Genomic DNA, 24,807 nt, shown 5'->3' on the forward strand with positions numbered 1-24,807 from the left:
GGGTCAGTGGTGGGTCAGTGGTGGGTCAGTGGGACTCGCGCGGGACCTCGGCCCCGCTCGCGCCGACCAGGAAGTCGAGGTCCGCGCCACGGTCGGCCTGCAGCACGTGCTCGGTGTAGAGGCGGGCCCAGCCGCGGGTGTCCGGGGCGACGGGGGCCCGCCAGCGCTCCCGGCGCCGGGCCAGCTCGTCGTCGTCGACGTGAAGGACCAGCTGCCGGCCAGGCACGTCGAGCTCGATCTCGTCCCCGGTCTCCACGAGCGCGAGCGGTCCCCCGACCGCGGCCTCCGGCGCGACGTGCAGCACGACCGTGCCGTAGGCCGTGCCCGACATCCGCCCGTCGGAGATCCGCACCATGTCCCGCACCCCGCGCGCGAGCAGCTTGCGCGGGAGCCTGACGTTGGCGACCTCGGGCATGCCCGGGTAGCCCCGTGGTCCGCAGTGGCGCAGGACCAGGACCGTCGACTCGTCGCAGTCCGGGGCATCGAGCTCGTCGGCGACCGCCCGGTACCGCTCGGGCGAGTCGAAGACCAGCGCGCGACCCCGGTGCCGCTGCAGGGACGGCGACGCCGCCGACTGCTTGATCACCGCACCGTCCGGGGCGAGATTGCCGCGCAGCACGGCCGTGCCGCTCCCGGCGGGCGCGAGGGGCTCGTCGAACGGCCGGATGACCTCGCGGTTCCAGCACGCGGCGTCCGCGATGGCGTCCCCGACGGTGCCGCCGGCCACGGTGGGCCGCCCGAGGTGGAGCAGCTCGGCGATCTCGGCCATCACCGCCGGCAGCCCGCCCGCGTAGCACAGGTCCTCCATGAGGAACCGGCCCGAGGGCTCGAGATCGACCAGCGTGGGCACGTCGCGCCCCAGCGCGTCGACGTCGTCCAGCGTGAACGGCACCCCCAGGCGGCCCGCGACCGCCGCGAGGTGGATGACGGCGTTGGTCGAGCCGCCGATCGCCGCGTTGACCCGCACCGCGTCCTCGAACGCCTCCCGTGTCATGATCGCCGAAGGCCGCACGTCGGACCGGACGAGCTCGACGATGCGCTGCCCCGCCCGCTGGGCGGTCTCGTCGCGGCGGGCGTCGACGGCGGGCCACGTCGCCGAGTACGGCAGCTGCATCCCGAGCGCCTCGGCCAGGCACGCCATCGTCGATGCGGTCCCCATCGTCATGCAGTGCCCCGGCGACCGCGCCATCGCACCCTCCGCGACGGCGCACTCGGCCTGCGTGATCGTCCCGGCCGCGAGCTCCTCCTCGAAGCGCCACACCTGCGTGCCCGAACCCAGCTGACGGCCCTGGTAGCGGCCGCTGAGCATCGGGCCGCCGGTGACCATGACGGCCGGGAGGTCGACGCTGGCCGCGGCCATCAGCAGGCCGGGCGTCGTCTTGTCGCACCCCGAGAGCAGGACCAGCCCGTCGAGGGGGTTGGCCCGCATCAGCTCCTCGGCCTCCATCGCCAGGAGGTTGCGGTAGAGCATCGCGGTGGGCCGCAGCAGGGTCTCGCCGAGCCCGGTGCACGGGAACTCCCGCGGGAACCCGCCGGACTGCCACACGCCCCGCTTGACCGCCTCGGCGACGCGGTGCAGGTGGGCGTTGCAGGGCACCAGCTCCGACCACGTGGTGGCGATGCCGATCACCGGGCGGCCGTCGAAGACCTCGTCGGTGACGCCCTGGTTGCGCATCCAGGAGCGGTGGATCATCCCGGATCGGCCCTGCGCCCCGAACCACGCCGTGCTGCGTCCGCTCATGCTCGTCCTCCCGCGGTCGTCATGTGGGCCCGGACCCACTCCTCGACCTCCACGACGTGGGTGGTCGCCGCGGTCCACGCGGCGAGCGAGTCACGCGCGCGCAGGGCCCGCACGATCGCCACGTGCTGGTCGTGGGTCCAGGACAGGACGTCGTACTCGACGATCGCGCGCCAGATCCGCACCCGGGCCGTGCGCCCGGCGACGGCGGCGGTCAGCGACGCGAGCGTCGGGTTGCCGCCCGCGACGGCGATGGCGGCGTGGAAGTCGAGATCCTGGGCGACGAGGCGCTCGGGGTCGCTCAGCGCCCGCATGTGCTCCAGCCGGTCCTCGAGGTCCCGGAGGGCCGTCTCGTCGATGCGGGTCGCGGCCAGGGCGGTGACACCGGGCTCCAGCACGCGGCGGCACTCGAACAGCTCGGCGACGCCGTGCTCGCCGACGAGGTCGAGGAACGTCCCGCCGGCGCGCACCAGTCGATCGGGACGCAGATCGCTGACGAACGTGCCGTCGCCGCGACGCACCTCGAGCACGCCCGCCCCCGCGAGCGTGCGCACCGCCTCGCGCAGCGACAGGCGCGAGACGTCGAGCTCGGCCGCCAGGTCCGCCTCCGGCGGCAGGCGCTCCCCCGCCGAGAACTCGCCGTTCTCCACGCGGGCGACGAGCGCCCCGATCACCCGGTCGACGACGCTCCCGGTCCTGGTGCTCCCCCCGGTCCGCGTCACGACCCGGCCCTCCAGGCCGAACCGTGGGGGAAGGCGTACGCGGCCCGGGACGACGGGAGGATCTCGGCGCTGTAGCCGGGACGGCTCGGCGGCAGGTAGGACGCGCCCCGCATCCGCACGGGGTCGACGAAGTGCTCGTGGAGGTGGTCGACGTACTCGATCATCCGGTCCTCGCGGGAGCCGCTGATCGCGACGTAGTCGACCATCGAGAGGTGCTGGACGAGCTCGCAGAGACCGACCCCGCCGGCGTGCGGGCAGACGGGCACGTCGTGCGCGGCGGCGAGGAGCAGGACGGCGACGGCCTCGTCGACGCCGCCAGGCCGCGCCGCGTCGAGCTGGCAGACACCCATGGCGCCGGCGGCCAGGAACTGCTTGAACATCACCGCGTTGTGCGCGTGCTCGCCGGTCGCGACGCGGGTGGGGGCGATGGCGCGCGCGATCGTCGCGTGCGCGAGGACGTCGTCGGGGCTCGTCGGCTCCTCGAACCACCAGATGTCGAAGGGCGCGAGCGCCTCGGCCCAGCGCACGGCGTCGCCGGCCCCCAGGGTCTGGTTGGCGTCGACCATGAGGCGGCGGGCCGGCCCGATCACCTCGCGCGCGAGCGCGCACCGGCGCACGTCCTCGGCGAGATCCCTCCCGACCTTCAGCTTGACCGCGTCCCAGCCGGCGTCCACGACCTCCCGGCACAGGCGCGCCAGCTTGTCGTCGTCGTAGCCCAGCCACCCGGCGCTGGTCGTGTACGCCGGGTAGCCCTCCGCACGCAGCGCGACCTCCCGCTCCCCGCGTCCGGGGACCTGCTTCTCGAGCATCTCGACGGCGGCCTCGGGGGTCAGCACGTCGCGCAGGTAGCGCCAGTCGACGAGGTCGACCAGCTGCCGCGGCGACATGTCCGCGAGGACCTTCCACACCGGCTGGCCCGCCACCTTGCCGATCAGGTCCCAGGCGGCGTTGACGACCGCGGCGAGCCCGAGCTGGATGGTGCCCTTGGCCGGTCCGAGCCAGCGCAGCTGGCTGTCCGCCTGGAGGTGCCGCGAGAAGCCACCCGGGTCGGCGGCGAGCTCGTCGACCGGCCAGCCCCGCGCCCGGCGGCCGATCGCCTCCGCGGCCGCGAGCGCGAGCTCGTTGCCGCGCCCGATCGTGAACGTGAACCCGTGCCCCTCGAGCCCGACGTCGGTGTGCAGCACGACGTAGGCCGCCGAGTAGTCCGGCGCCTCGTTCATGGCGTCCGACCCGTCGAGGGCACGCGACGTCGGGAAGCGAAGGTCCACGGTCTCCACGTCGACGATGACCCCGGGCATGGTGTCCTCTGATCTCTCGACCCTGCGGCACGGCACCGCCGCCTGCGACCGGCGGAATCCTCACCGTGACAGGGCGAGACATCAGATGTCTAGTCGCGAAGCGGCGCGTGCGGCCACGGGTCCGGGAGGCCGAACACCGTGACCAGCGCCGGGTCGTGGAACTTCGTCACGCGCGCGATCCCCGCGGCCGTGGGCGCCACGACGACGACACCGTCGGCCCGGAGCACGCCGAGGGCGTCGCGGTGGTAGACGACGGCCGCGGACTGCCCGTTGGCGACGGTCGGGACCAGGTGCCAGTCGCCCGGGGTGCCCAGCACGTACGTGCCGAGCACGTGGAGGCACATCGCGCGCCCGGACTGCCAGCCCGGGAACGGCGTCGCCTCCAGCACCGCGTCGGCGCGCAGCACCTCCTCCAGCAGCGCCGCGTCGGAGCGCGCGAAGGCGGCGACGTACCCGTCGAGCAGCGCGCGCCCGGGGATCGGCCGGTTCGAGCAGGTCGGCCGGCTGCGGCTCGACCTCGTGCAGGCGGGCGCGGGCGCGCTGCAGGCCGCTCTTCACCGCGGCGACGGTGGTGCCGAGCACGGCCGCGGTCTCCGCCGCGGAGAACGCGAGGACGTCGCGCAGGACCAGGATCGCCCGCTGGCGGGCGGGCAGGTGCTGCAGGCCGGCGATGAGCGCCAGCCGCACCGACTCGCGGTCGACCACCACCGCGGCCGGGTCCTGCGCGGGCGCGGCGACCCACGCCTCGGGCAGCGGTTCCAGCCACGACACCGCGTCGGGGGCCAGCGGCGTCGGCGGGCCGTGGCCGTCGTCCGGGCCGGCCAGCCCGGTCGGCAGGACCCGGATCCGGCGGGGCTGCAGCGCGGTCAGGCAGACGTTCGTGGCGATCGTGTACAGCCAGGTCCGGATCGACGCGCGGCCCTCGAACGACGAGGACGACCGCCAGGCGCGCAGGTAGGTCTCCTGCACCAGGTCCTCGGCGTCGTGGGCGGAGCCGACCATCCGGTAGCAGTGCGCCAGCAGCTCCCGCCGGAAGCGTTCGGTCTCGGCGGCGAAGCGCTCCGGCTCCAGCACGGCCCCCGCGCCCGAGGTCACCACGGCAGCCTACGGCGGGGCCCGCTCACGGCAGCAGCGCGAGCTTGCCGACGGTGCTGCGCGCCTCCAGGTCAGTGAGCGCCCGCGCGCCGTCGGCGAGGTCGTAGACGGTGGGCCGACCCGGGGTCAGCACCCCGCCGGCCAGGAGCGCGGACAGCTCGGCCATGACCTCGCCGAGGACCTGCGGCGCGGCGCGGATCAGGACGCCGAGGTTGAGGCCGATGACGTGGACCTGGTGCTCGTACACGAGCCCCCAGTTGCTGAGCGAGGCCTCGCCGCCCGCCAGGCCGAACACGACGACCCGCCCCGTGACCCGCTTGGCCGCGGCGAGGCTCGCCGCGAAGCCGGCGCCGCCCGCCGACTCGAGCACGAGGTCGACGCCCGCGCCATCGGTCAGCGCCCGCACCTCGCGGGCGATGTCGTCGCCGCGGGAGTCCAGGACGTGGTGGGCGCCGCGCGCCAGCACGGTCGCGTGCTTGCCCGGCGACGCGGTGGCGATCACCGTCGCGCCGACGTGCCGCGCGATCGTGACCGCGGCCTGGCCGGTGGCGCCCGCCGCGGCGTGGACAAGCACGGTCCGCCCGGCGGCGACGCCGCCGAGGCGCAGGGCGGCGAGCGCGGTCGGCCGGTTCACCACCAGGCCCAGCGCCTGCTCGTCGGTCCACCCGTCGGGCACCGGCATCGCCGCGGCCGCGGGCAGCACCACGTACTCGGCGAAGGCGCCGTCCCCGACGCCGACGACGCGGTCGCCGAGCCGCGGTGCGGCGACCCCCTCGCCGCGCGCGACGACCTCGCCGGCCGCCTCGAAGCCGGCGAGGTAGGGCGCGGGCCGTCGCGGAACGTGCCGCGCGCCCGGGAGACGTCGGCGAGGTTCACGCCCGCGGCCCGCACCCGGACCAGGAGCTCGCCCGGCCCGGGCCCCGGCACCGGCGCGTCGTCGATCAGCCGCATGTCCTGCGTGCCCGCGAGCGAGGTCTGCTGCAGCGCGCGCATGGTGGTCGGAGTGCTCATCGGTGCATCGGCCCTTCCTCGGCGTCGGCGGGCGTGCCCCGGCGTGGGACCGCCCCGGTGGTCGGACCGGTGCCGGCGCGGAAAGGAATCGGTCGGGTCAGCGGGTGTCGGCCGCGCTCGCCTGCCGGGCCGGCGTGGCGGGCAGGGCGCTCGTCGCCAGCAGGCTCGCCGCGGCGATCGCGGCCGTCGCGAGCATCCCGGCGCGCAGGGCCTGCAACTGGGCGTCCGCGTAGGCCTCGAGCACCGGGGCGGCCTGCTCGGGCGGGACACCGGCCTGCGCGAGCGCCGCCTGCGCCTGGCCGAGGGAGACGAAGTCGAGCCCGCGCGAGATCGCGACCCCGACCTGGCCCGCGAGGTCGGCGGAGATCCGGGCGTCGCTGCCGATCCCGCGCGACGCCGCCGCGCCGAGGGCGCCGATGAGCACCGATCCCACGAAGGCGGTACCGAGGGAGGAACCGAGGTTCTGCGCGGTGTACTGCAGCCCGCCCGCGGCGCCGCGGTCGTCCTCCCCCACGCTGGACTGGGCGACGTTGCCGAGCTGGGCCGCGAGCAGGCCCATCCCCACGCCGAGCAGGGCGGTCGCCCCGGCGAAGGCGGCGTCGTCGAGCTCCGGCTCGACGGTCGCGAGCAACCAGAGGATGGCGACCACGAGGATGCCGAAGCCCAGCCGCACGGCCTGGCGCGGCGCCAGGAACCCGGCGAGCCGGGGAGCGGCGAGCGCGGTGACCAGCATGGTCGCCGAGATCGGCAGCAGCCGCAGTCCGGTCTGGAACGCGTCGAGTCCGAGGACGACCTGCAGGTAGAGCGGGATCGAGAAGAACAGCCCGAGCAGCACGAGGTTCTGGGCGAGCAGGCACCACAGCGCCGCCCGCAACGGGGGGACCGCGGTCAGCGACCAGCGCAGGAGCGGGTCCCGCCCGATCGCCTCCCGGTGGCGGACCCAGGCGCGGAGACCGGCCAGCACGGCCAGGCCGGCGGCGATCACGAACAGCGTCGGGGCGAACCCGAGCACCGTCACCTCCGGGTCCCGCGGACGCAGCCAGCCCCATGTCGTGCTCTGGAGGACCCCGAGGACGACGAGGGCGATCCCGAGCACCGAGAGCGCCGCGCCGACGAGGTCGAGGCGGGGCCGGGGCCCGTCGAGCGGAGCGTCCGCCACCCAGCGCAGCCCGAGCAGGATGAGCAGCACCACGACGACCTCACCGGCGAACACCAGGCGCCAGGTCAGGTAGGTGGTCACCCAGCCACCGAGCAGGGGCCCGACCGCGATGCCCGCCCCCGCCAGGGCCCCGACCACGCCGTAGGCGAGCGTGCGCTCGCGGCCCGCGGCGAAGTTCCCGCCGACGAGGGCGGCGAGGGCGGGCAGCACGAGGGCGCCCCCGAGTCCCTCGATGATCGACCAGCCGAGGGTCAGCACGGCGACGGTCGGGGCCAGCGCGGTGAGCAGCGAGCCGACCGCGTAGACGCAGAGACCGACGGCGAAGGTCCGCCGGCGGCCCCAGGCGTCCCCGAGCGTCCCGCCGGTGAGCAGGAACGCCGCCATGACCATCGTGTAGACGGTGATGACGCGCTGGATCGTCGTGACGTCGGTGTCGAAGTCCGCCACCAGCTGGCTGATCGACACGTTCATGACCGACGTGTCGAGCACGACCAGGAACTGCGCGGCCCCCAGGGTCAGCAACGGCATCGTGCGCGACCCGCTCGCGGTCATCCTCGGCCCCTCCCCCCGGTCGTGACTCCCCCCGGCGCGACCAGCCTGGGACGGGAAGCCCCGGCGGGGCTCATCCCGCACGGATGACCCGTCGGCTCACCTCCGCCGCGCGGCACCTCGAGGTCCGGGGACGAGCTGGTCAGCGCCGCGGGTCGTCCGGCCACGCGTGCTTCGGGTAGCGGGCCCGCAGTTCCGCGCGCACCTGCGGGTAGCCCGAGTCCCAGAACGACGCCAGGTCCGCGGTCACCGCCGCCGGGCGTCCCGCCGGGGAGAGCAGGTGCACGACGACCGGGACGCCGGCCAGCACCGGCGCCCGCTCCCACCCGAACGCCTGCTGCACCGTGAGGGCGACGACCGGGGCCGCGGGGTCGGTGTAGTCGACGCGGACGGTGCGCCCGGACGGGGTCGTGACGGTGGTCGGCGCGAGCTCGTCGAGCCGGCCGGCCTCCGACCACGGCACGAGGTGGCGCAGCGCGGGCGCGACCCGCACCCGCGCGAGGTCGGCCCGGCGGCGCACCCGGGTGAGGTCGAGCCACGCGTCGAGACGGGCCAGCAGCGCCGCGTCGTCGACGGCCGGCCACGGGTCGCCCCGCGCGGCGTGCAGGAAGGCGAGCCGGGCCCGCAGCGCCGTCGCCGCCTCGTCCCAGCGCAGCAGCCCGAGCCCCTCGGCGGCCAGGCCCTCGCGCACGGCGGCCGCCACCGCCGCCGGGTCGGGGTGGGCCAGCGGCCGGCGGGCCAGCACGATCGCGCCGAGGCGCTCGCGGCGCTCCGCCACGACGTCGCCGTCCTCCCAGGCCACCACCGCGTCGTCGCGCCACCAGCCCGCCGCGGCCTCGCGGGCGATCGCCTCGTCGATCGGCACGGCGAGCCGCACCCGCGCCACGCGGTCGCCCGGGCCGCGCACGGCGTCGGCGACGGCGAGCCACGGGCTGCCCCGGAGCCGCGACCCCGCCGCGAGCTCGACCCCGGTGCCACCGGTCGTCAGGTACTCGCGCGCGTCCTCGCCGCGGGCCCGGGCGAGCCGGTCGGGGTAGGCGAGGGCGACGACGACCGCCGCGCCGCCCGCGCGGGAGCCCCGGCGGGGCAGCCCGTCCACCCCGCGCAGCCGGCGCACCTCCGCGCGCCACCGCGGGTCCGGCGTGGCCCGGGCCGCCCGCAGGCGCTCGTCGAGGTCGTCGGCCTCGCCCGGCACGTCGGCGGCGAGCAGCGCCACCACCTCGGTCGCGGTGTCCGTCCCGACGGCCTCCGCGCCGTCGAGCAGGGCGCGCCCGAGGCGGGGGTGCACCCCGGCCGTCGCCACCGCGCTCCCGCGCCCGGTGATGCGCCCGTCGTCGTCGGTGACGCCGAGCCCGCGCAGCACCGCCCGCGCGGCCCCGAACGCGGTCGCCGGCGGCGGGTCGAGCAGCGCGAGCCCCGCGCCGTCCGGCGTGCCCCACCGCGCGAGCTGCAGCGCGAAACCGGCGAGGTCGGCGTGCGCCACCTCGGGGGCGTCGTGGCGGTCGCGGTGGGCGTGCTCGGCCTCCGACCAGCAGCGGTGCACCGTGCCCGGCGCCTCCCGGCCCGCGCGCCCGGCGCGCTGGGTCGCCGAGGACTGCGACGCGAGCACCGTGACCAGCGCGTCGAGGCCCCGCGCGTGGTCGGTCCACGGGCGCCGGGAGAGCCCGGCGTCGACGACGACCCGCACCCCGGGCACCGTCAGGCTGGTCTCGGCGATCGACGTCGCCAGCACCACGCGACGCCTGCCGGTCGGGCCGGCCAGCACCGCGTCCTGGTGCGCCGCGTCCTGCCCGCCGTGCAGCGTGAGCACCTCGGCGTCGACGGCACCCAGGCGGCGGGCGACGTCGTCGATCTCCCGGCGCCCGGGCAGGAACACGAGCGCGTCCCCGGCGCTCCCGTCCAGGGCGCCGCGCACCACCGCGGCGACGTGGTCGAGCAGCGCCGGCTCCACCCGCATCCCGCGCGGCGGCGGCACGGGACGCGGCGGTGGGCTCCAGACGACCTCGACGGGGTGCATCGGGTCGGGCGCGGTGACGACGGGGCCGGCGAGGGCGGCGGCGAGGTCGTCGGCCGCGGCCGTCGCGGACGTCGCGAGCAGGCGCAGGTCCGGGCGGAGGCCGGCGCGGGCGTCGACGGCGAAGGCGAGCGCGAGGTCGGTGTCGAGGTGGCGCTCGTGGCACTCGTCGAGGACGACGGCGTCGACGCCCGCGAGCTCCGGGTCGCGCTGCAGCCGGGCCACGAGCAGCCCCGTCGTCACGACCTCCACGCGTGTCCGCGGGCCGGCGCGCCGCTCGCCGCGGATCGCGTACCCGACCCGCTCGCCCACCGGCTCGCCGAGCAGCCACGCCATCCGCTGGGCCGCGGCGCGGACGGCGACGCGGCGGGGCTCGGCGACGAGGACCCGTGCGCCGACCGTCCCGGCGAGCGCGAGCGGCACCAGCGTCGTCTTGCCGGTGCCGGGCGGGGCGACGAGGACGGCCGCCCCGCGGTCGTCCAGCGCGGCCGCGAGCTCGGGCAGCGCCGCGCGCACCGGCAGGTCGAGGTCGACCTCGTCGATCACACCGCCCGGTCTACCACCCGCGGCGCCCTCCCCCTCGTCGCGGCCGCTGCTCGGACCGTCCGGCCCCCGGAGTCGTCGAGGACGTCGGATCGTCGAGGACGTCGGATCGTCGACGCGCCCGGCGGCGCTTGGCAGGCTCACCGCCGGGACCGACGGCGGGGACCGACGGAGGGGGCCGGGGATGGACGATCGCGCGGGCTACACGATCGCGGGCGGGGCGACCGACGCCGACCGGCTCGCCCGCATGTCGACGGTGATGGCCGACTCGACCCTCGCCTTCCTGCGGGGCGCCGGCCTCGCCGCCGGTGCCTCGTGCCTGGACGTCGGCTGCCGCGACGGCCAGGTCGCCCTCGACATGGCGCGCGAGGTCGGGGCGTCGGGCCGCGTGGTGGGGGTCGACGCCGACGGGGACGCGCTCGAGATCGCCCGCCGCGCCGCCCGGGACGCCGGGGTCGAGGCCACGTTCCTCCACGCCGACGCCTCCCGCGAGCAGCTCCCGGTCGCCGACGTCGACCTCGCCTACGCGCGGCTGCTGCTGAGCCACCTGGTCGAGCCCATGGCGGCCCTGCGCGCGATGGTCGCGGCGGTGCGCCCGGGCGGGGTGGTCGCGGTCGAGGATCTCTTCACCCCGACGCTGCACGCCGAGCCGCATGAGCCCGCGCTCGACGACCTGGTCGAGATCTACAGCAGGACCGTGCGCTTCCACGGCGGCGATCCGACGATCGGACCGCGGCTCGGGGCGCACCTCGGCGCGGCCGGACTGGTCGACGTGCGCGAGCAGACCGTCGAGAACCGGATGATCACCGCGGTCCAGAAGATGTTCCTCGCGGAGCTGCTCGACAACATGCACGACGCGATCGCCTCGGCCGGCGCGGCGACTCCCGACGAGGTCAGCGCCGTCCGGACGGCCGTCGCGGCCGGCGCCGAGCGTCCCGGCACCGTGTTCGTCCAGGCCCGCATGCACCAGGTCCGGGCCCGGCGGCCCGACCCCGGCGACGACGACGCCCGGGGATGACCCGGTGGTGCGTCACGACCGCGCCGCGGCCCGTCCGGGCACCAGCGCCATCAGCACCGCCCCGATCACGGCCGGGATCGCGAAGGCCAGGAAGTTGGCCTGGAAGCCCCACCCGACCGACATGATCAGACCGCCGTAGAGGGGGCCGGTGATCGCGCCGATGCGCCCGACGCCGAGCGCCCAGCTCAGACCGACGGCGCGCAGGTGGTCGGGGTAGTAGGTCGCGGTGAAGGAGTTGACGATGATCGTCGTGCCGATCGTGCACGCGCCGGCGATCGCGACCAGCGACAGCAGCAGCACGGTGGGCAGCTCGACCATGAGCAGCAGGATCGAGCCGGCCGCGGCGAGGAACATCCCGGTCACCACGGGGCGGGGGCCGATCCGGTCGGCCAGCGTCCCGAACAGCGGTGCGCCCAGGATCGCCCCGAGGTTGAGCGCGAGCAGGAAGCCCAGCGCCCCGCCCAGCGGGTAGCCGGCCTGCCGCATGATCTGCGCCAGCCAGGTGTTGAGCCCGTAGACCAGCAGCAGCCCCGCGGCCGTCCCGCCCCAGAACAGCAGGGTGCCGGCGCGGTGCTCGGGGCGCAGCAGCTGGCGCAGCCCACCGGTGCGTGCCCCGGTGTCCCCGGCGGGCTCGGGCACGTCCATGCCGTACCGGCGGGCGACCGCGGTCGCCTCCCGGTGCCGTCCGCGGCCGACCAGGTAGACCACCGACTCGGGCATCAGGGCCCACACCACGACGACCAGCACGGCGCCGACGAGCGCGCCGGTCCAGAACATGGACCGCCAGCCGAACGCCTCGATCATCACGATGCCGCCGAGGGCGGCCAGCACCCCGCCGACCGAGTAGCCCGAGAACATGAGCGCGTTCGACGCGTTCCGCCGCCCCGGAGGGGCGAACTCGACGGTGAGCGCGATCGCGGTGGGGACCACGCCGCCGAGGCCGATGCCGGCCACGAACCGCGTCACGCCGAACAGCTCCGGGGTGGGCGCGAGCGCCGAGACGGCCATCGCCGCGGAGAACCACGCGATGCACAGCACCATCAGCCGTCGCCGCCCGATGCGGTCGGTGAGGAAGCCGGCGACCAGGGCGCCGAGCAGCATCCCGACGAGGGCGGCCGCGCCGATGCGCCCGCCCGCGGCGGGGGTGAGCTGCCACTCGCTGCTGATGAGGGTCGGCAGCACCGTGCCGTAGACGATCAGGTCGTAGCCGTCCACGACGATCGCGAGCCAGCACAGGCCGATCACCGTGGCGCGGGACCGGACCCTGGCCGGTGCGTCGCCGTCCTCGACGGCCGGGCCGGGGCGGGCTGTGGCGGGGTCCTCCATGGAGTGCTCCTCGGAGTCCGACGAATGCTGCGATCATGACGCCCGTCAGGGGAGCGCAACGCTAACGCCGCGCCCGTTGCGGGGGCAAGGTCCGGTTCGCCGGGTTCGGCGACGGGACGTGCGAGGTCGAGCCCGCCGGTGCCGGGAGGATTAGCCTCGCTGGCCATGGACGAGAGCGACGAGGGGGTCGTCGGCTCGAGGGCCCCGCGGGCGCTGATCGTCACGCTGTACGGCCTCTACGGCCGGGAGCGCGGCGGCTGGATGTCGATCGCGGACCTCGTCGCCCTCATGAGCGACCTGGGGGTCGACCAGCAGGCCGTCCGGTCGTCGATCTTCCGCCTCAAGAAGCGCGGGCTGCTCGAGGCCGAGAAGGTCGGGCGCGCGGCGGGCTACCGGCTCTCGCCGGACGCCGAGGCGATCCTCGCCGAGGGCGACACGCGGATCTTCCAGCGCACCCGCGCCGCGGTCGGCGACGGATGGCTGCTGGTGGTGTTCTCCGTCCCGGAGGCCGAGCGCGACAAGCGGCACACGCTGCGCACCACGCTGACCCGCCTCGGGCTCGGCACGGTCGGACCGGGCACCTGGGTGGCGCCGGCGCACCTGGAGCCCGCCGTCGTCGGGGCGCTGGAGCGGGTCGGGCTGCGCGGGTTCGCCGACCTGTTCGTCGGCGCGCACCGCGGCGCGGAGTCGGCGTCCGAGACGGTGGCCGCCTGGTGGGACCTCCGCGCGATGGAGAAGCTGTACGCCGAGTGGCTCGACCGCTTCGCCCCGGTCCGCGCCCGTTGGCGGTCGGGCGAGGGGGACACCGGGGACGCGCAGGCGTTCGTCGACTGGGTCGGCATCGTCACCGCATGGCGCCGCCTGCCCTACCTCGACCCCGGGCTGCCGCTGGAGTCGCTGCCGCCCGACTGGACGGGCGTGCGCGCGGAGGACCTCGTCATGGAGCTCCGCGAGCTCCTCGCGCCGCTCGCGCGGCGCCACGTCGACCGCGTCGTCGCGCCGTGAGGGGTTGACCGGCACCGGACACGTCGTAGTGTGTCGTCGTGACCGCCGCAATATAGACGCAATACAGGCCGACGGAGTGTGGCCCGCCATGGCCGACGAGCACTTCTGGAACCCCAAGACCGAGACCCTCCCCCGCGAGCAGCTGCGCGAGCTGCAGCTGGCCAAGCTGCGCCGGCAGGTGGCGTGGGCCCGGTCCCGCAGCCCGCACTACCGGCGCACGCTGCGCGACGTCGACCCCGACCGGCTGCGCACCTGGGCCGACCTGGACCGTCTCCCCTTCCTCACCCGGGAGGAGTGGATGGCGGGCCAGGAGGCCCACCCGCCGTTCGGTGAGCTGCCGGTGGTCGGTCCGGAGGCCGCCATCCGGGTGCACACCACCAGCGGCACCTCCGGGAGGACGCCGCTGCGGGCCCTCGACGGCCGCAAGGACTGGTCGTGGGCCGCGGACATGTGGTGCTACGCGCTGTGGGGCGCCGGCGTGCGCCCGCACGACGTCGGCTACGTCGCGTTCGGCTACGGCTCCTTCATCGGGTTCTGGGGCCTGCACGGCGGGCTCGAGAAGATCGGCGCGCTCACCGTGCCCGGGGGCGCGCAGACCACCGCGAGCCGCGTGCAGCAGATCGTCGACTTCGGCGCCACGGTCGTCGCGTCCACCCCGACGTACGCGCTGCGGCTGGCCCAGGAGGCGGAGTCCCTCGGCGTCGACCTCCCGCGCAGCGCGGTGCACACGCTGATCCTCTCCGGCGAGCCGGCCGGCTCGATCCCGGAGACCAAGGCCCTCATCGAGCGGGCCTGGGGCGCGAAGGCGTTCGACACCGCGGGGATGACCGAGGTGTCGACGATCGTGATGTTCGAGCCCGCGAACCAGCCCGGCGGGTGCCACGTCATCGAGGACCACTTCATCGAGCAGGTCGTCGACCCCTCCACCGGCCGCGAGGTCGACTACGGCGAGCGCGGCGAGCGGGTGTGCACGTCGTTCGGCCGCAGCACCACCCCGCTGATCCGCTACCGGACCGCCGACCTCGTGGTGAAGGTGCCGGGCGAGACCGCCGGCAACGGGCGCACCTTCGATCTCTACGAGGGCGGCATCATCGGCCGCGTCGACGACATGAAGCTGGTCCGGGGCACCAACGTCTACCCCGGCGCGATCGAGGCGATCGTGCGCGGGCACGAGGGCATCGAGGAGTTCCAGGTGCGCCTCGAGCACCTGGAGGGTCGCGACGAGGTCATCCTCCTGGTGGAGCCGCACCCCACCCTGGCCGACGACGGCTGGGCCGCCCTCGCCCGCGACCTCACCACCGACCTCGCCGACGCCCACGAAGGGCTGCGCTTCCTGGTCCGGCGCGCCGAGACGGGGTCGCTGCCGCGCTTCGAGCTCAAGGCGAAGCGCCTCACCGACCTGCGCGCCGAGCAGCGCGCCGCGGCGGGCACCCCGGCCGGCATCTCCGAGCTCTCCGTCTAGAGGAACAGCCATGTCCGACGACACCGACCTGCTCGGCACGCCCCTGACCGAGGCCGAGCGCTCGCTGCTGACCGCGTACGACGACCTCCACGCGCTGCTGGCCTCGGACCTCGCCCCGTGCGCCGCGTCCGGCGTCCGGGCCGCGCTCGCCCACCTCGGCGTGGTCGTCACGGATCTCGGCCTGCGCTACGACCACCTGCTCGACGACGGGGTCTGACCATGACGAGCTCGTCGCTCCGGACGGTCGCCTCGATCGGCGGCGGCCCCGCGGGTCTGTTCACCGCGATCCTGCTCAAGAAGACCCACCCCGACCTCGGGATCACCGTCTACGAACGCAACGCGGCCGACGACACGTTCGGGTTCGGGGTGGTCTTCTCCGAGGAGACCCTGCAGAACATCGCCGACGCCGACCCCGAGTCGATCGACCGCATCCAGGCCGAGTTCCGGCACTGGAGCGCCATCGACGTCGACTTCCTGGGCACCACCGAGCGCTCCGACGGCCACGCGTTCGCCGCCCTCGAGCGCAAGCGCCTGCTGCAGATCCTCGGCGAGCGCGCCCGCGAGCTCGGCGTCGACGTCCGCTACGAGACCGAGGCACCGCCGCTGGCCGAGCTGCGGCGGCGCCACGACGTCGTGCTCGCCGCGGACGGCGTCAACAGCCCCACCCGCCGCGCCCTGGCCGACGAGCTCTCGCCGCGCACCGAGGGCCGGACCGCGCGCTACGCCTGGTTCGCCACCGACCGCCCGTTCGACTGCTTCACGTTCCTCATCGTCGACACCCCGCACGGGCTGTTCTGGGCGCACATCTACCCCTTCGACGACACCCGCTCGACGTTCATCGTCGAGACCGACGAGGCGACCTGGCGGCGCGCGGGCCTCGACGCGAACGCGGCCGTGCCGCGGCGGCCGGGCGAGAACGACGAGGCGTCGATGCGGTTCTGCGAGGAGGTCTTCGCCGAGCACCTCGACGGCCACCGGCTGATCGGCAACAACTCCGGCTGGCTCGCCTTCACGGTGATGCACAACGAGCAGTGGTCGACCGGCAACGTCGTGCTCCTCGGCGACGCCGCGCACACCGCGCACTTCTCGATCGGCTCGGGCACCAAGCTCGCCCTCGAGGACGCGATCGCGCTGGCCGGCGCGCTGGACCGGGAGCACGACGTCGAGGCCGCGCTCAAGAGCTACGCCGACGAACGCAAGCCGGTGGTGGCGTCGCTGCAGCGGTCCGCGCAGACGAGCCTCGAGTGGTTCGAGGGGCTGCCCCGCTACCGCCACCTCGCGCCCGAGCAGTTCGTGTTCCAGCTGCTCACGCGCAGCCAGCGCATCACCTACGACAACCTGCGGCTGCGCGACCCCGACTACGTGGCCCGGCTCGACGCCTGGCTGGTCGGCCGGACCCGCGCGGCCGGCCTCGAGGTCGCCGACGGCACCCCGCCGATGTTCCACCCCTTCCGGCTGCGGGACCGCGTCTTCCCCAACCGCATCGTGGTCTCGCCGATGGCGCAGTACTCCGCGGTCGACGGGGTGCCGACCGACTGGCACCTCGTGCACCTGGGCGCCCGGGCCACCGGCGGGGCCGGCCTCGTGATGGCCGAGATGACGTGCGTGACGCCGCAGGGCCGCATCACCCCCGGCTGCCCGGGCCTGTGGAACGACGCCCAGCAGCAGGCCTGGACCCGCATCGTCGACTTCGTCCACGGCAACAGCGCCTCGCTGATCGGCATGCAGATCGGCCACTCGGGCCGCAAGGGCTCGACCAAGGTGATGTGGGAGGGGATCGACGACCCGCTCGAGTCGGGCGGGTGGGAGGTCCTCGCCCCGTCGCCGCTGCCCTACCGCCCGGACAGCCCGGTGCCGCGGGAGATGACCCACGACGACATCGCCGCCGTGGTCGCCGCCCACGTCGCGTCGGCGCGGCGCGCCGCGGAGGCCGGCTTCGACCTGCTCGAGCTGCACTACGCCCACGGCTACCTGGTCTCGAGCTTCCTGTCCCCGCTCTCCAACCGGCGCACCGACGCCTACGGCGGGTCGCTGGAGAACCGCGCGCGGCTCGGCCTGGAGATCCTCGACGCGGTGCGCGGGGTGTGGCCCGACGACCGTCCGATCAGCGTGCGCATCAGTGCCACGGACTGGGTCGAGAGCCTGGAGGGAGTCGGCCCGGGGTTCACCGGGGACGACGCCGTCGCGCTGGCGAGGATGCTCGCCGCGCACGGCGCGGACGTCGTCGACGTCTCCACCGGCCAGACCTCCACCGACGCGGCGCCGAAGTACGGCCGGCTCTACCAGACCCCGTTCGCCGACCGCATCCGTCAGGAGTGCGGCGTCCCCACCATCACCGTCGGCGCCGTCGCCTCGGTGGAGGACGCCAACACGATCGTCGCGGCGGGCCGGGCGGACCTGTGCGCGATCGCGCGCCCGCACCTCGTCGACCCGTCCTGGACGTGGAACGCCGCGCTCGACCAGGGCTTCGAGGGCGTGGCGGTGCCCAAGCAGTACCAGGCCGGGCTCTCGGCGCGGCGCCGGGAGCAGCACCCCTAGCCGGACGGGGCGGGCACGCAGGCGGTGCCCTGCACCTCCACCAGGGCCTCGGCGTCCCAGAGCCGGGTCACGCCGATCCCGGCGACCGCCGGGTAGGCCTCGCCGATGAGGTCGCGCCACACCCGCCCGAGCTCGCGGGAGTGCGCGCGGTAGTCGTCCACGTCGACGATGTAGATGGTGAGGCTGACGAGGTCGGCGGGCGTGCCGCCGGCGGCGCGCAGCGCGGTCACGAGGTTGCCCAGCGCCTGCGCGAACTGCTCGACGACGGTCTCCCCGACGATCACGCCGTCGGTGTCCAACGCCGTCTGCCCCGCCAGGTGGACGTTCTCGCCGCCGGTCGTCCGCACGGCGTGCGAGAACCCCGACGGCTTGCCGAGCTCGGGCGGGTTGATGTGGGCGATGCGCCCGGCCGGTTCGGTCACGACTGCACGGCTCCTCCGTCGACGTTGATGCCCTGCCCGGTCACCGCACCGTTCTCGACGCAGAACCCGACGGCGTCGGCGACCTCGTCGGTCGTGATGAGCCGCCCGATGGGCTGCCGGCGCGCCAGGGTGTCGCGCGCCTCGGCGAGGGTGCGCCCGGAGCGGGCGCTGATCGCCCGGACGGTGTGGTCGGTCATCGGCGTGTCGACGTACCCGGGGCAGATCGCGTTGACGGTGACGCCGGTGGCCGCGAGCTCCGCGGCGGCCGAGCGCACCAGCCCGAGCACGCCGTGCTTGCTGGCGGTGTAGGCCGCGACCTGCGCCTCGCCGCGCTTGGCGACCACCGAGGCGATGACCACCACGCGCCCCCACCGGCGCTCGAGCATCGCCGGCAGCGCCCGGCGCAGGCAGCGGAACGGTGCGGTCAGGTTGAGCTCCAGCGCCCCGCGCCACTCCTCGTCGGTGGTGTCGACGAGGGCCTTGCCGAACCCCGTCCCGGCCGCCGCCACCAGCACCTCGACCGGCCCCCACCGGTCCTCGACCGCGCGGTACATCGCCTCGACGTCCCCGTCGTCGGTGACGTCGGCGGTGACGGGCAGGACCTCCGCCTGCGGGGTCGTCGCGCGGATCGACGCGGCGACCGCGTCGAGGGCGTCCCGCGAGCGCGCCGCCGTCGCGACGCGGTGGCCCCGGGCGGCGAGGCGCCCGGCCACCGCGGCGCCGATGCCGCTGCCGGCGCCGGTGACCAGGCAGACCCGCCCCGGCGTCATCCGCTCCGGGGTCATCGCCCCGTCCAGCGCGGCTCGCGCTTCTCGGTGAAGGCGGCGTGGAACTCGGCGTGGTCGTGGGTCGTCATGAGCAGCGCCTGGGTCATGGCGTCCAGCTCCATGGCGGGGCCGATCGGCATGTCCATCTCGCGGGTGATGAGCGACTTGGTCTGCGCGTAGGCCAGCGTCGGGCCGTCGGCGAGCCGGCGGGCCAGGCGGGAGCACGCGGCGTCGAGCTCGTCGTCGGCGACGAGCTCGCTGACCAGGCCGTACGAGTGCGCGGTGGTCGCGTCGACGGTGTCACCGAGCATCAGCATCTGGGTGGCGCGCCCGGCGCCGACCACCCGCGGCAGGAGGTAGGCCGCGCCCATGTCGCCGCCCGACAGACCGACCTTGGTGAACAGGAAGGCGAACTTCCCGGAGTGGGCCACGACCCGGAAGTCCGACGCGAGCGCCACGACGGCACCGGCCCCCGCGGCGACGCCCTGGATGCCCGAGATGATCGGGATCGGGCACTCGCGCATCGCCTTGATGACGTCGCCGGTCATCTTGGTGAAGGCCATGAGGTCGCGGGCGCCCATCGTGATCAGCTCGCCGATGATCTCGTTGACGTCGCCGCCCGCGCAGAACGCCTTGCCCTCGCCGCGGATCACCAGCACCCGGACGTCCCCGCGCTGGGGCAGCTCGTGGAGCAGGTCCCGCAGGTCGGCGTAGCTGTCGAAGGTCAGCGGGTTGTACTTCTCCGGGCGGTCGAGCCGGACGGTGGCGACCCCGTCGTCGACCGAGAACGCGAAGTGCTCCCACGCGGTGGTGAGGGGCGCCGAGGCGCGGAACGGGCTGGCCAGCATGAAGGGTCCTCCCCGGATGGCCGTCGTCCACCGCCGCGGAGCGTATGACGGCTGATCCACGACCGTCAACACAGCACTATATGCGCCGCCGACGCCGGGCCGGTGGAACACTGCGGCCATGAGTGCGGTGTATGCGCTGAACCTCTTCGACCTCGCCCCGAACGACGACTACAAGGCCTACTCGAAGCGGTCCGCCGCCGCCGTCGGCAAGCACGGCGGCCGCGTCGTCGCACTCGGCGGCCTGAGCAGCAGCGCGCCCAGCACGGGCGGCTCGCCCCGCCAGGTGCTCGTCCTGGTCGAGTGGCCCTCGCCCGAGGCGTTCCAGGCGTTCAAGGACGACCCGGACCACGTCGACCTCCATCCCCTCCGGGAGGGCGGGACGGAGAACTACCTCTGGTGGGCCTACGACAAGCTCGAGGACCTGCGTCCGGTGCTCAACGACCGGGACCGGTGAGGGCCGGCCGCTCGGCGCGGGGCGCTACGAGGCGTCGGCCAGCCACTTGCGCAGCTTGGGGCGGGTGTAGGCCGTGACGGCGCCGGCCAGGGCCTCGTCGGCGGCCTCCCGGCGGGCGGTGGCCTCCGCGTGGAGCACGCCGTAGCTGAAGCTCGGCTCCCCCGCGCGGTGGGCGAGGTCGGCGAGGTCGACCAGCCAGTGGGTCACCGACCCGCTGCGGCGGCACTCCTCGGTGGTGGTGGCCAGCGCGGCGGCGGCGTCGCCGAGCCGGCGGGCCTGCTTGCCCAGGACCCCGCGGGCGACCCGGGCGGTCGCCGCGACCGTGTGGGCGGCCGCCGCCACCGGGTCGAGGCGGGTCGCGCCCGCGCGGTCGGCTCCCTCCGTGTCCGGGACGGCCGCCGCGGCCGCCTCCCGCGCCGCGGCGTCGGCGTCGGCGAGCGCGCGGGCCAGGACGCGGGGGGCGTTCTTCGGCTTGCGGCCGCTGATCGGCGCGGTGAGCACGAGCTGGTCGGCGTGCGCGACCAGGCTCGTCCACTCGGGCCGGGCGAGCATCGCGGTGACGGCGTCGCGGCGCTCGGCCGCGCGCGCGGTGACCACGATCCCGATCCGGGCCTCCACCGGACCCTGGCGCAGCGAGGGGTCGAGGTCCTCGACGAGGTCCTCGAGGAGCTCGATCGTGCCGTCGAGGGCCCGGGCCTCCTCCACCGTCGAGCGCGCCCACGACAGCTCCGCCCGCAGCGCGGGGAGCTCGCCGCCCTCGATGAGCGACGCGAAGCCGGTCAGGACCGCGTCGAGGTCGGCGAGCGCCTCGGCGAGGCGCTCGACGTCCGGCCCGCCCGGGCCGTCCGGCCCGCCCGCGGCACGGACGGGCTCGTCGTCGGGGGTCTCGTCCTCCGCGGCCGGCACCGTCACCGACGAGCCGCCGTCCGCCCCGAGGTCCGACCCGGCCTCGCTCCCGGTCCCGGCGGGCACGTCGTCGACCGCGGGAGCACTCTCGGGCTCGGTCGCGGTGTGGAGGGCGGCCACCCGCTCGCGGATCGCGGCGAGGACCAGGGTGGAGGCGGAGACGGTGTTCGACACGGAGGCCCTGTACCCGAGGATCGCCCGCGCGATCGTGCGCCGGCTGCCGATCTCGGGCGCCGCGGTCGTCGCCGGCGCCGTGGTGCTCACCGCCGGTCGACTGGTGGCCTCGGTGCAGCGCCGGTGGCCGTCGCTGCAGGGCCCCGCCCGGCCCCTGACGGCCGGGGAGCGCGCGATCCTGCAGCTCGTCCTCGACGATGCCGTGGCGCTGGACGACCTCCGGATCGTCGACGGTCGGGCGGGGCTGTTCGACCTCGTGCCGCACCCCTTCACGCTCGGGACCACGATCTACCTCAAGGGCCGGTGGTCGCCGGGCCTGCTCGTGCACGAGGCCGTGCACGTGTGGCAGTACCGGACCCGCGGGGCGCGGTACACCGTGGACGCGCTCGCGGCGCAGGCCCGCTCCGGGACGGCGCGGGTCGGTGGCGCCTACGACTGGCGCGCCGAGCTCCGGCGCGGCCGCACCCGGTGGCGCGACCTCAACGCCGAGGCACAGGCACAGTTCGTCCAGGACCTGTGGGACGAGGGCGTCCTCGTCGTCGACGGCCGGGTCGTGCGCGGTGGCGGCGCCTTCTTCCGGGCGGGCGACGACCGCGCCGCCGCGCGCTTCCACGACGGCCCGATCGATCGCTCCGCCCTCGCCCGGGATGCCGTCGCCGCGCTGCGCGCGGGACGACCGGCCCGCGTCAGCCCCCGCTGACGTGCCGGGTGGGCCGGTAGACGAGCTCCTGGATGTCGCCGTCGAGCGTCCGGTGCTCGAGCAGCTGGAGGTCGAAGTCGTCCGCGCCCCGCAGCACCGGCTCCGTACCGGTCCGGCCCGTGATCACGGGGAAGATGGTGATCTGGAGACGGTCGACGAGCCCGGCGGCCATCAGCGCCCAGTTCATCGACAGGCTGCCGTGCGAGCGCAACGGGACGTCGGACTCCTGCTTGAGCCGGGTGACGACGTCGACGGCGTCCCCGCCCACGACGGTCGCGTCCGGCCAGTCCAGCGGGCCCTGCAGCGTGGACGACACCACGGTCATCGGCATGCTGCGCATGCGGTCGACCCACGGGTCGCGCACCTCGGACTCGTCGGTGCTCTCGGCCAGCATCGCCACGAACTGGCGGAACGTGGTGGCGCCGAAGACCATCCGGTGCTCGGTGGCGAACGACGCGAGCCGGTGCTCGAGCAGCTCGGGGCCCTGCTTGCCCCAGTAGCCGCCCCAGTCGCCGTCACCGCCGTACGAGCCGTAGCCGTCGAGGCTGGAGAAGACGTCGAAGGTGTAGGTGGCCGTCATGGCTCGCCCTCCGTCGGACCGGGGACCGACCCGCTGCCGGCCCCTCGTCTCCGCGACGAACGGGCCGGCTCCCGTTCGACACGCCGCTCAGTCGTCGTCGGGGCGGAACTCGGCGCGGACCGCGTCGGTGTGCTCCCCGAGGGCGGGGACGGGTCCGCCCCGCACGGCCCACCCGCGCCCCAGCGCAGGGGGCAGCAGCGCGTGGACGGGCCCCACGGGCGACGCGACCTCCCGCCACCGGCCGCGCTGCGCCAGCTGCGGGTGCCCGGCCAGGTCCCGGACGCCGTTGAGGCGCGCGTTGCCGATCCCCGCGGCGTCGGCGCGCTGCTGGACCGCGTCGAGGTCGCGGGCCGCGCACCAGGCCGCGACGATCCCGTCGAGCTCGTCGCGGCGCGCCACCCGGTCGGCGTTGCGCGCGAAGCGGGGATCGGCGACCAGCTCGGGGCGCTCGAGCAGGTCGCGGGCGAAGCGCTGCCACTCGCGGTCGCTCGACGTCCCGAGCACCACCGTCTGCCCGTCGGCGGTGTCGTAGGCCCCGTAGGGCGCGACCATCGGCGAGCCCATCCCGACGGGCTGCGGTTCCGGTCCGCCGTAGAGCACCTGGTTGAGCGCGAACCCCATGGTCTCGGCGACGACGTCGAGCATCGCGATGGGCACGACCGTCCCCCGCCCGGTGCGGTGGCGGTCGTAGAGGCCCACGAGCACCGCCGAGTACGCGTACAGCGCCGTGGCCACGTCCGCGACCGGGATCCCGGACTTCGCCGGCGTCCCGGGCGTGCCCGTGAGCGCGCACGACCCGCCCTCGGCCTGCACGAGCAGGTCGTAGGCGCGCTTGTGGTCGATCGGCCCGCCGACGCCGTAGCCGGAGATGTCCACCACGACCAGGCGCGGCAGCCGCTCGGCGAGGGCGTCCGGCGCCAGCCCGAGACGGCCCAGCGCACCGGGCGCGAGGTTGCTGATCAGCACGTCGGCGCCCGCGAGGAGCCGGTCGAACACCGCCCGGTCGGCCGGGTCGGTGAGGTCGAGCGCGGCCGACTCCTTGCCGTGGTTGAGCCACACGAAGTGCGCGGCCATGCCGTGCACCGCCCCGTCGTAGTGCCGCGCGGTGTCGCCGACCCCGGGGCTCTCGACCTTCACCACGCGCGCGCCGAGGTCCGCGAGGTGACGGGCCGCGAGCGGGGCGGCGATCGCCTGGCCCAGCTCGACCACGAGCACGCCGGCCAGTGGCCCCTCGCCCGACGGGGTGTCGCTCTCGGCGGGCATCGGTGCTCCTCGGGGCTCGCTCGGCAGCGCGGGCGGCGCCGCTGACCGGGCCAGGATCCCTCAGATCGTCGCGTCGCCCGTCCCGGTGTCCGTCACGTCGTCCATCAGCGCGTCGGACAGGTCGGGCGCCGCGGGCGCCTCGTCCTGCTGTTCCTCCGGTTCCGCCTGCTCCGCGGGCGGGTCCGTCGGCGGGTCCGTCGGCCCGGACGGCGGGCGGTCGAAGCTGAGCATCGAGGGCTCCGGCGACCCGACCTCGTCCGCGGAGGGCTCGGGCTCACTCGGGGGCTCACTCGGGGGCTCACTCGGGGACGCGACGGCCGCGATGCGCGCCACGGGGCTCTCGACGACGTCGCTCGCCTCCAGCGCACCGGTCCCGGCGTCCGCGGACGGCGCCGGTGCCGCCGCGACGTCGGTGGACGACGAGGTCGCCGCGACCACGGTGTCGGCGGTGTCCACGGTGTCCACGGTGTCAACGGTGTCCGCGACCCCTCCCGACACCGCCGACACCGCCGGGGCGACGGGCACGCCCGCCCGCTCGACGGCCGGCGACGTCACGGCGGCCAGCGCGAGGGTCACGGTGTCGACGGCCGACCCCGACCGCGGCGCCCCGCCGCCGCTCGATCCGGGGATCGCGTCGTCGCGGACGAGGCGCAGCACGGCCGCCTCGACCGGGTCGCCGAGCTCCCCGCGCCCGGAGGCCAGCGACCGCAGCAGGTCCTGCGCCGCGCGCAGCTGCGGCCAGGCGATCACCAGCGCCGACTCCGAGCCGGGCGCCGAGCGGACCGCCGCCATCGCGCCGCGCAGGACGTCACGGTGGTGCACCAGCTCGGCGCGGCGCTCGACCAGCGCGACGACCACGCCCGGCGGCGACGGGTCGCGGCGCGCGAGGGTCGAGCCGTCCCACCGCTGCCGGACCTCGTCGGTCCGGCGGAGCTCGGTCTCGATCGACGCCAGCACCGGCGTCGCCTCGCGCGTCCACGCCGAGGTCCGGGCGAGGGCGGACGCGGCGTCGTCCGCCGTGCCCGGCGACGTGCCGGGCGGCCCGTCGGGCCGGGTCCCGATCGCGGCGCCGGCCGCGACGGCGCAGGCCGCGAGCGCACCGAGCGCCACCATCCGGCGCGGGCCCGGGCGCAGGACGGCCGAGCCGCGGCGACCCGACCGCGCGGCGCGGTCGATGCCCTCCGGGAGGTACCCGCGCCATCCCGGCATCTCGTG

The 24,807-nt window shown here is 75.7% G+C and carries 22 protein-coding genes and 2 pseudogenes; 7 read left to right on the forward strand and 17 right to left on the reverse strand.

Annotated features, from left to right (window positions below; translation table 11 throughout):
• Positions 1–25 precede the first annotated feature (25 nt).
• From PHK61_RS11795 to hrpB, 9 genes and pseudogenes are all read right to left on the reverse strand, one after another.
• Positions 26–1,741, reverse strand: coding sequence for an IlvD/Edd family dehydratase (locus tag PHK61_RS11795; protein ID WP_274281169.1), 1,716 nt, complete (start codon positions 1,739–1,741; stop codon positions 26–28).
• Positions 1,738–2,460 (reverse strand): FadR/GntR family transcriptional regulator, encoded by a 723-nt coding sequence (locus PHK61_RS11800; RefSeq protein ID WP_274281170.1) that lies wholly within the window; start codon positions 2,458–2,460, stop codon positions 1,738–1,740. Before PHK61_RS11800 ends, PHK61_RS11795 begins: the two co-directional genes overlap by 4 nt.
• Positions 2,457–3,758, reverse strand: a complete 1,302-nt coding sequence (locus tag PHK61_RS11805; RefSeq protein WP_274281171.1) for an enolase C-terminal domain-like protein — start codon at positions 3,756–3,758, stop codon at positions 2,457–2,459. Before PHK61_RS11805 ends, PHK61_RS11800 begins: the two co-directional genes overlap by 4 nt.
• A gap of 89 nt (positions 3,759–3,847) precedes the next feature.
• Positions 3,848–4,165, reverse strand: a complete 318-nt coding sequence (locus tag PHK61_RS31900; RefSeq protein WP_337993957.1) for a sigma-70 family RNA polymerase sigma factor family protein — start codon at positions 4,163–4,165, stop codon at positions 3,848–3,850.
• Between the two features lie 115 nt (positions 4,166–4,280).
• Positions 4,281–4,856: pseudogene (locus PHK61_RS31905) on the reverse strand (RNA polymerase subunit sigma-70); the annotation flags it as partial.
• Positions 4,857–4,878: 22 nt separating this feature from the next.
• Positions 4,879–5,559, reverse strand: a complete 681-nt coding sequence (locus tag PHK61_RS11815) for a zinc-binding dehydrogenase (protein WP_274281172.1) — start codon at positions 5,557–5,559, stop codon at positions 4,879–4,881.
• Between the two features lie 21 nt (positions 5,560–5,580).
• A pseudogene (locus tag PHK61_RS32025) lies at positions 5,581–5,631 on the reverse strand (hypothetical protein); the annotation flags it as partial.
• A gap of 330 nt (positions 5,632–5,961) precedes the next feature.
• Positions 5,962–7,575, reverse strand: coding sequence for an MFS transporter (locus PHK61_RS11820; RefSeq protein WP_274281173.1), 1,614 nt, complete (start codon positions 7,573–7,575; stop codon positions 5,962–5,964).
• A 139-nt stretch (positions 7,576–7,714) separates the two neighbouring features.
• A complete protein-coding gene (hrpB, locus tag PHK61_RS11825; RefSeq protein WP_274281174.1) occupies positions 7,715–10,132 on the reverse strand; it encodes an ATP-dependent helicase HrpB in 2,418 nt (805 codons plus the stop codon).
• 181 nt (positions 10,133–10,313) lie between these two features.
• Between hrpB and PHK61_RS11830 the strand changes: the two genes are divergently transcribed.
• Positions 10,314–11,147, forward strand: coding sequence for a methyltransferase domain-containing protein (locus PHK61_RS11830; protein WP_274281175.1), 834 nt, complete (start codon positions 10,314–10,316; stop codon positions 11,145–11,147).
• Positions 11,148–11,159: 12 nt separating this feature from the next.
• Here PHK61_RS11830 and PHK61_RS11835 read toward each other — a convergent pair whose 3' ends face one another.
• Positions 11,160–12,473 carry an MFS transporter gene (locus tag PHK61_RS11835; protein ID WP_274281176.1) on the reverse strand — a complete coding sequence of 438 codons (1,314 nt, stop codon included), beginning with the start codon at positions 12,471–12,473 and terminating at the stop codon, positions 11,160–11,162.
• A 165-nt stretch (positions 12,474–12,638) separates the two neighbouring features.
• Here PHK61_RS11835 and PHK61_RS11840 point away from each other — a divergent pair, with 165 nt between their 5' ends.
• The 4 genes from PHK61_RS11840 (at position 12,639) to PHK61_RS11855 (ending at position 17,478) form a co-directional block, all read left to right on the forward strand.
• The gene (locus tag PHK61_RS11840) at positions 12,639–13,478 is read left to right on the forward strand and encodes a PaaX family transcriptional regulator (RefSeq protein WP_274281177.1); all 840 of its coding nucleotides are present in this window, start codon (positions 12,639–12,641) and stop codon (positions 13,476–13,478) included.
• Between the two features lie 88 nt (positions 13,479–13,566).
• The gene (locus tag PHK61_RS11845; protein WP_274281178.1) at positions 13,567–14,940 is read left to right on the forward strand and encodes a phenylacetate--CoA ligase family protein; all 1,374 of its coding nucleotides are present in this window, start codon (positions 13,567–13,569) and stop codon (positions 14,938–14,940) included.
• A gap of 10 nt (positions 14,941–14,950) precedes the next feature.
• Positions 14,951–15,157 (forward strand): hypothetical protein, encoded by a 207-nt coding sequence (locus PHK61_RS11850; RefSeq protein ID WP_274281179.1) that lies wholly within the window; start codon positions 14,951–14,953, stop codon positions 15,155–15,157.
• A 2-nt stretch (positions 15,158–15,159) separates the two neighbouring features.
• On the forward strand, positions 15,160–17,478 hold the full coding sequence (locus PHK61_RS11855) for a bifunctional salicylyl-CoA 5-hydroxylase/oxidoreductase (RefSeq protein WP_274281180.1): 2,319 nt from the start codon (positions 15,160–15,162) through the stop codon (positions 17,476–17,478).
• Here PHK61_RS11855 and PHK61_RS11860 read toward each other — a convergent pair.
• From PHK61_RS11860 to PHK61_RS11870, 3 genes are read right to left on the reverse strand one after another with little or no spacing between them, the layout of a single operon-like run.
• On the reverse strand, positions 17,475–17,900 hold the full coding sequence (locus PHK61_RS11860) for a RidA family protein (protein ID WP_420791385.1): 426 nt from the start codon (positions 17,898–17,900) through the stop codon (positions 17,475–17,477). The genes PHK61_RS11855 and PHK61_RS11860 overlap by 4 nt on opposite strands.
• Positions 17,897–18,685: an SDR family NAD(P)-dependent oxidoreductase gene (locus tag PHK61_RS11865; protein WP_274281181.1), complete on the reverse strand. Its 789-nt coding sequence runs from the start codon at positions 18,683–18,685 to the stop codon at positions 17,897–17,899. The genes PHK61_RS11860 and PHK61_RS11865 overlap by 4 nt, the downstream gene beginning before the upstream one ends.
• The gene (locus PHK61_RS11870; RefSeq protein ID WP_274281182.1) at positions 18,682–19,515 is read right to left on the reverse strand and encodes an enoyl-CoA hydratase family protein; all 834 of its coding nucleotides are present in this window, start codon (positions 19,513–19,515) and stop codon (positions 18,682–18,684) included. Before PHK61_RS11870 ends, PHK61_RS11865 begins: the two co-directional genes overlap by 4 nt.
• A gap of 118 nt (positions 19,516–19,633) precedes the next feature.
• Between PHK61_RS11870 and PHK61_RS11875 the strand changes: the two genes are divergently transcribed.
• Positions 19,634–19,969, forward strand: a complete 336-nt coding sequence (locus PHK61_RS11875; RefSeq protein WP_274281183.1) for a DUF1330 domain-containing protein — start codon at positions 19,634–19,636, stop codon at positions 19,967–19,969.
• A gap of 24 nt (positions 19,970–19,993) precedes the next feature.
• On the opposite strand, the gene PHK61_RS11880 is transcribed toward PHK61_RS11875, so the two are convergent.
• Entirely contained in the window at positions 19,994–21,049 is a 1,056-nt protein-coding gene (locus tag PHK61_RS11880) for a CHAD domain-containing protein (protein ID WP_274281184.1), read from the reverse strand.
• Here PHK61_RS11880 and PHK61_RS11885 point away from each other — a divergent pair.
• Complete coding sequence (locus PHK61_RS11885; protein ID WP_274281185.1) at positions 21,039–21,749, forward strand: hypothetical protein; 711 nt, start codon at positions 21,039–21,041, stop codon at positions 21,747–21,749. The genes PHK61_RS11880 and PHK61_RS11885 overlap by 11 nt on opposite strands.
• Here PHK61_RS11885 and PHK61_RS11890 read toward each other — a convergent pair.
• From PHK61_RS11890 to PHK61_RS11900, 3 genes are all read right to left on the reverse strand, one after another.
• Positions 21,736–22,329, reverse strand: coding sequence for a dihydrofolate reductase family protein (locus tag PHK61_RS11890; RefSeq protein WP_274281186.1), 594 nt, complete (start codon positions 22,327–22,329; stop codon positions 21,736–21,738). The genes PHK61_RS11885 and PHK61_RS11890 overlap by 14 nt on opposite strands.
• An 87-nt stretch (positions 22,330–22,416) precedes the next feature.
• On the reverse strand, positions 22,417–23,592 hold the full coding sequence (locus PHK61_RS11895; RefSeq protein ID WP_274281187.1) for a CaiB/BaiF CoA transferase family protein: 1,176 nt from the start codon (positions 23,590–23,592) through the stop codon (positions 22,417–22,419).
• A gap of 60 nt (positions 23,593–23,652) precedes the next feature.
• On the reverse strand, positions 23,653–24,801 hold the full coding sequence (locus tag PHK61_RS11900; protein ID WP_274281188.1) for a hypothetical protein: 1,149 nt from the start codon (positions 24,799–24,801) through the stop codon (positions 23,653–23,655).
• Positions 24,802–24,807: the final 6 nt, after the last annotated feature.

The sequence above is a fragment of the Actinomycetospora lutea genome (genome assembly GCF_028737205.1).
Taxonomy (GTDB): Bacteria; Actinomycetota; Actinomycetes; order Mycobacteriales; family Pseudonocardiaceae; genus Actinomycetospora; species Actinomycetospora lutea.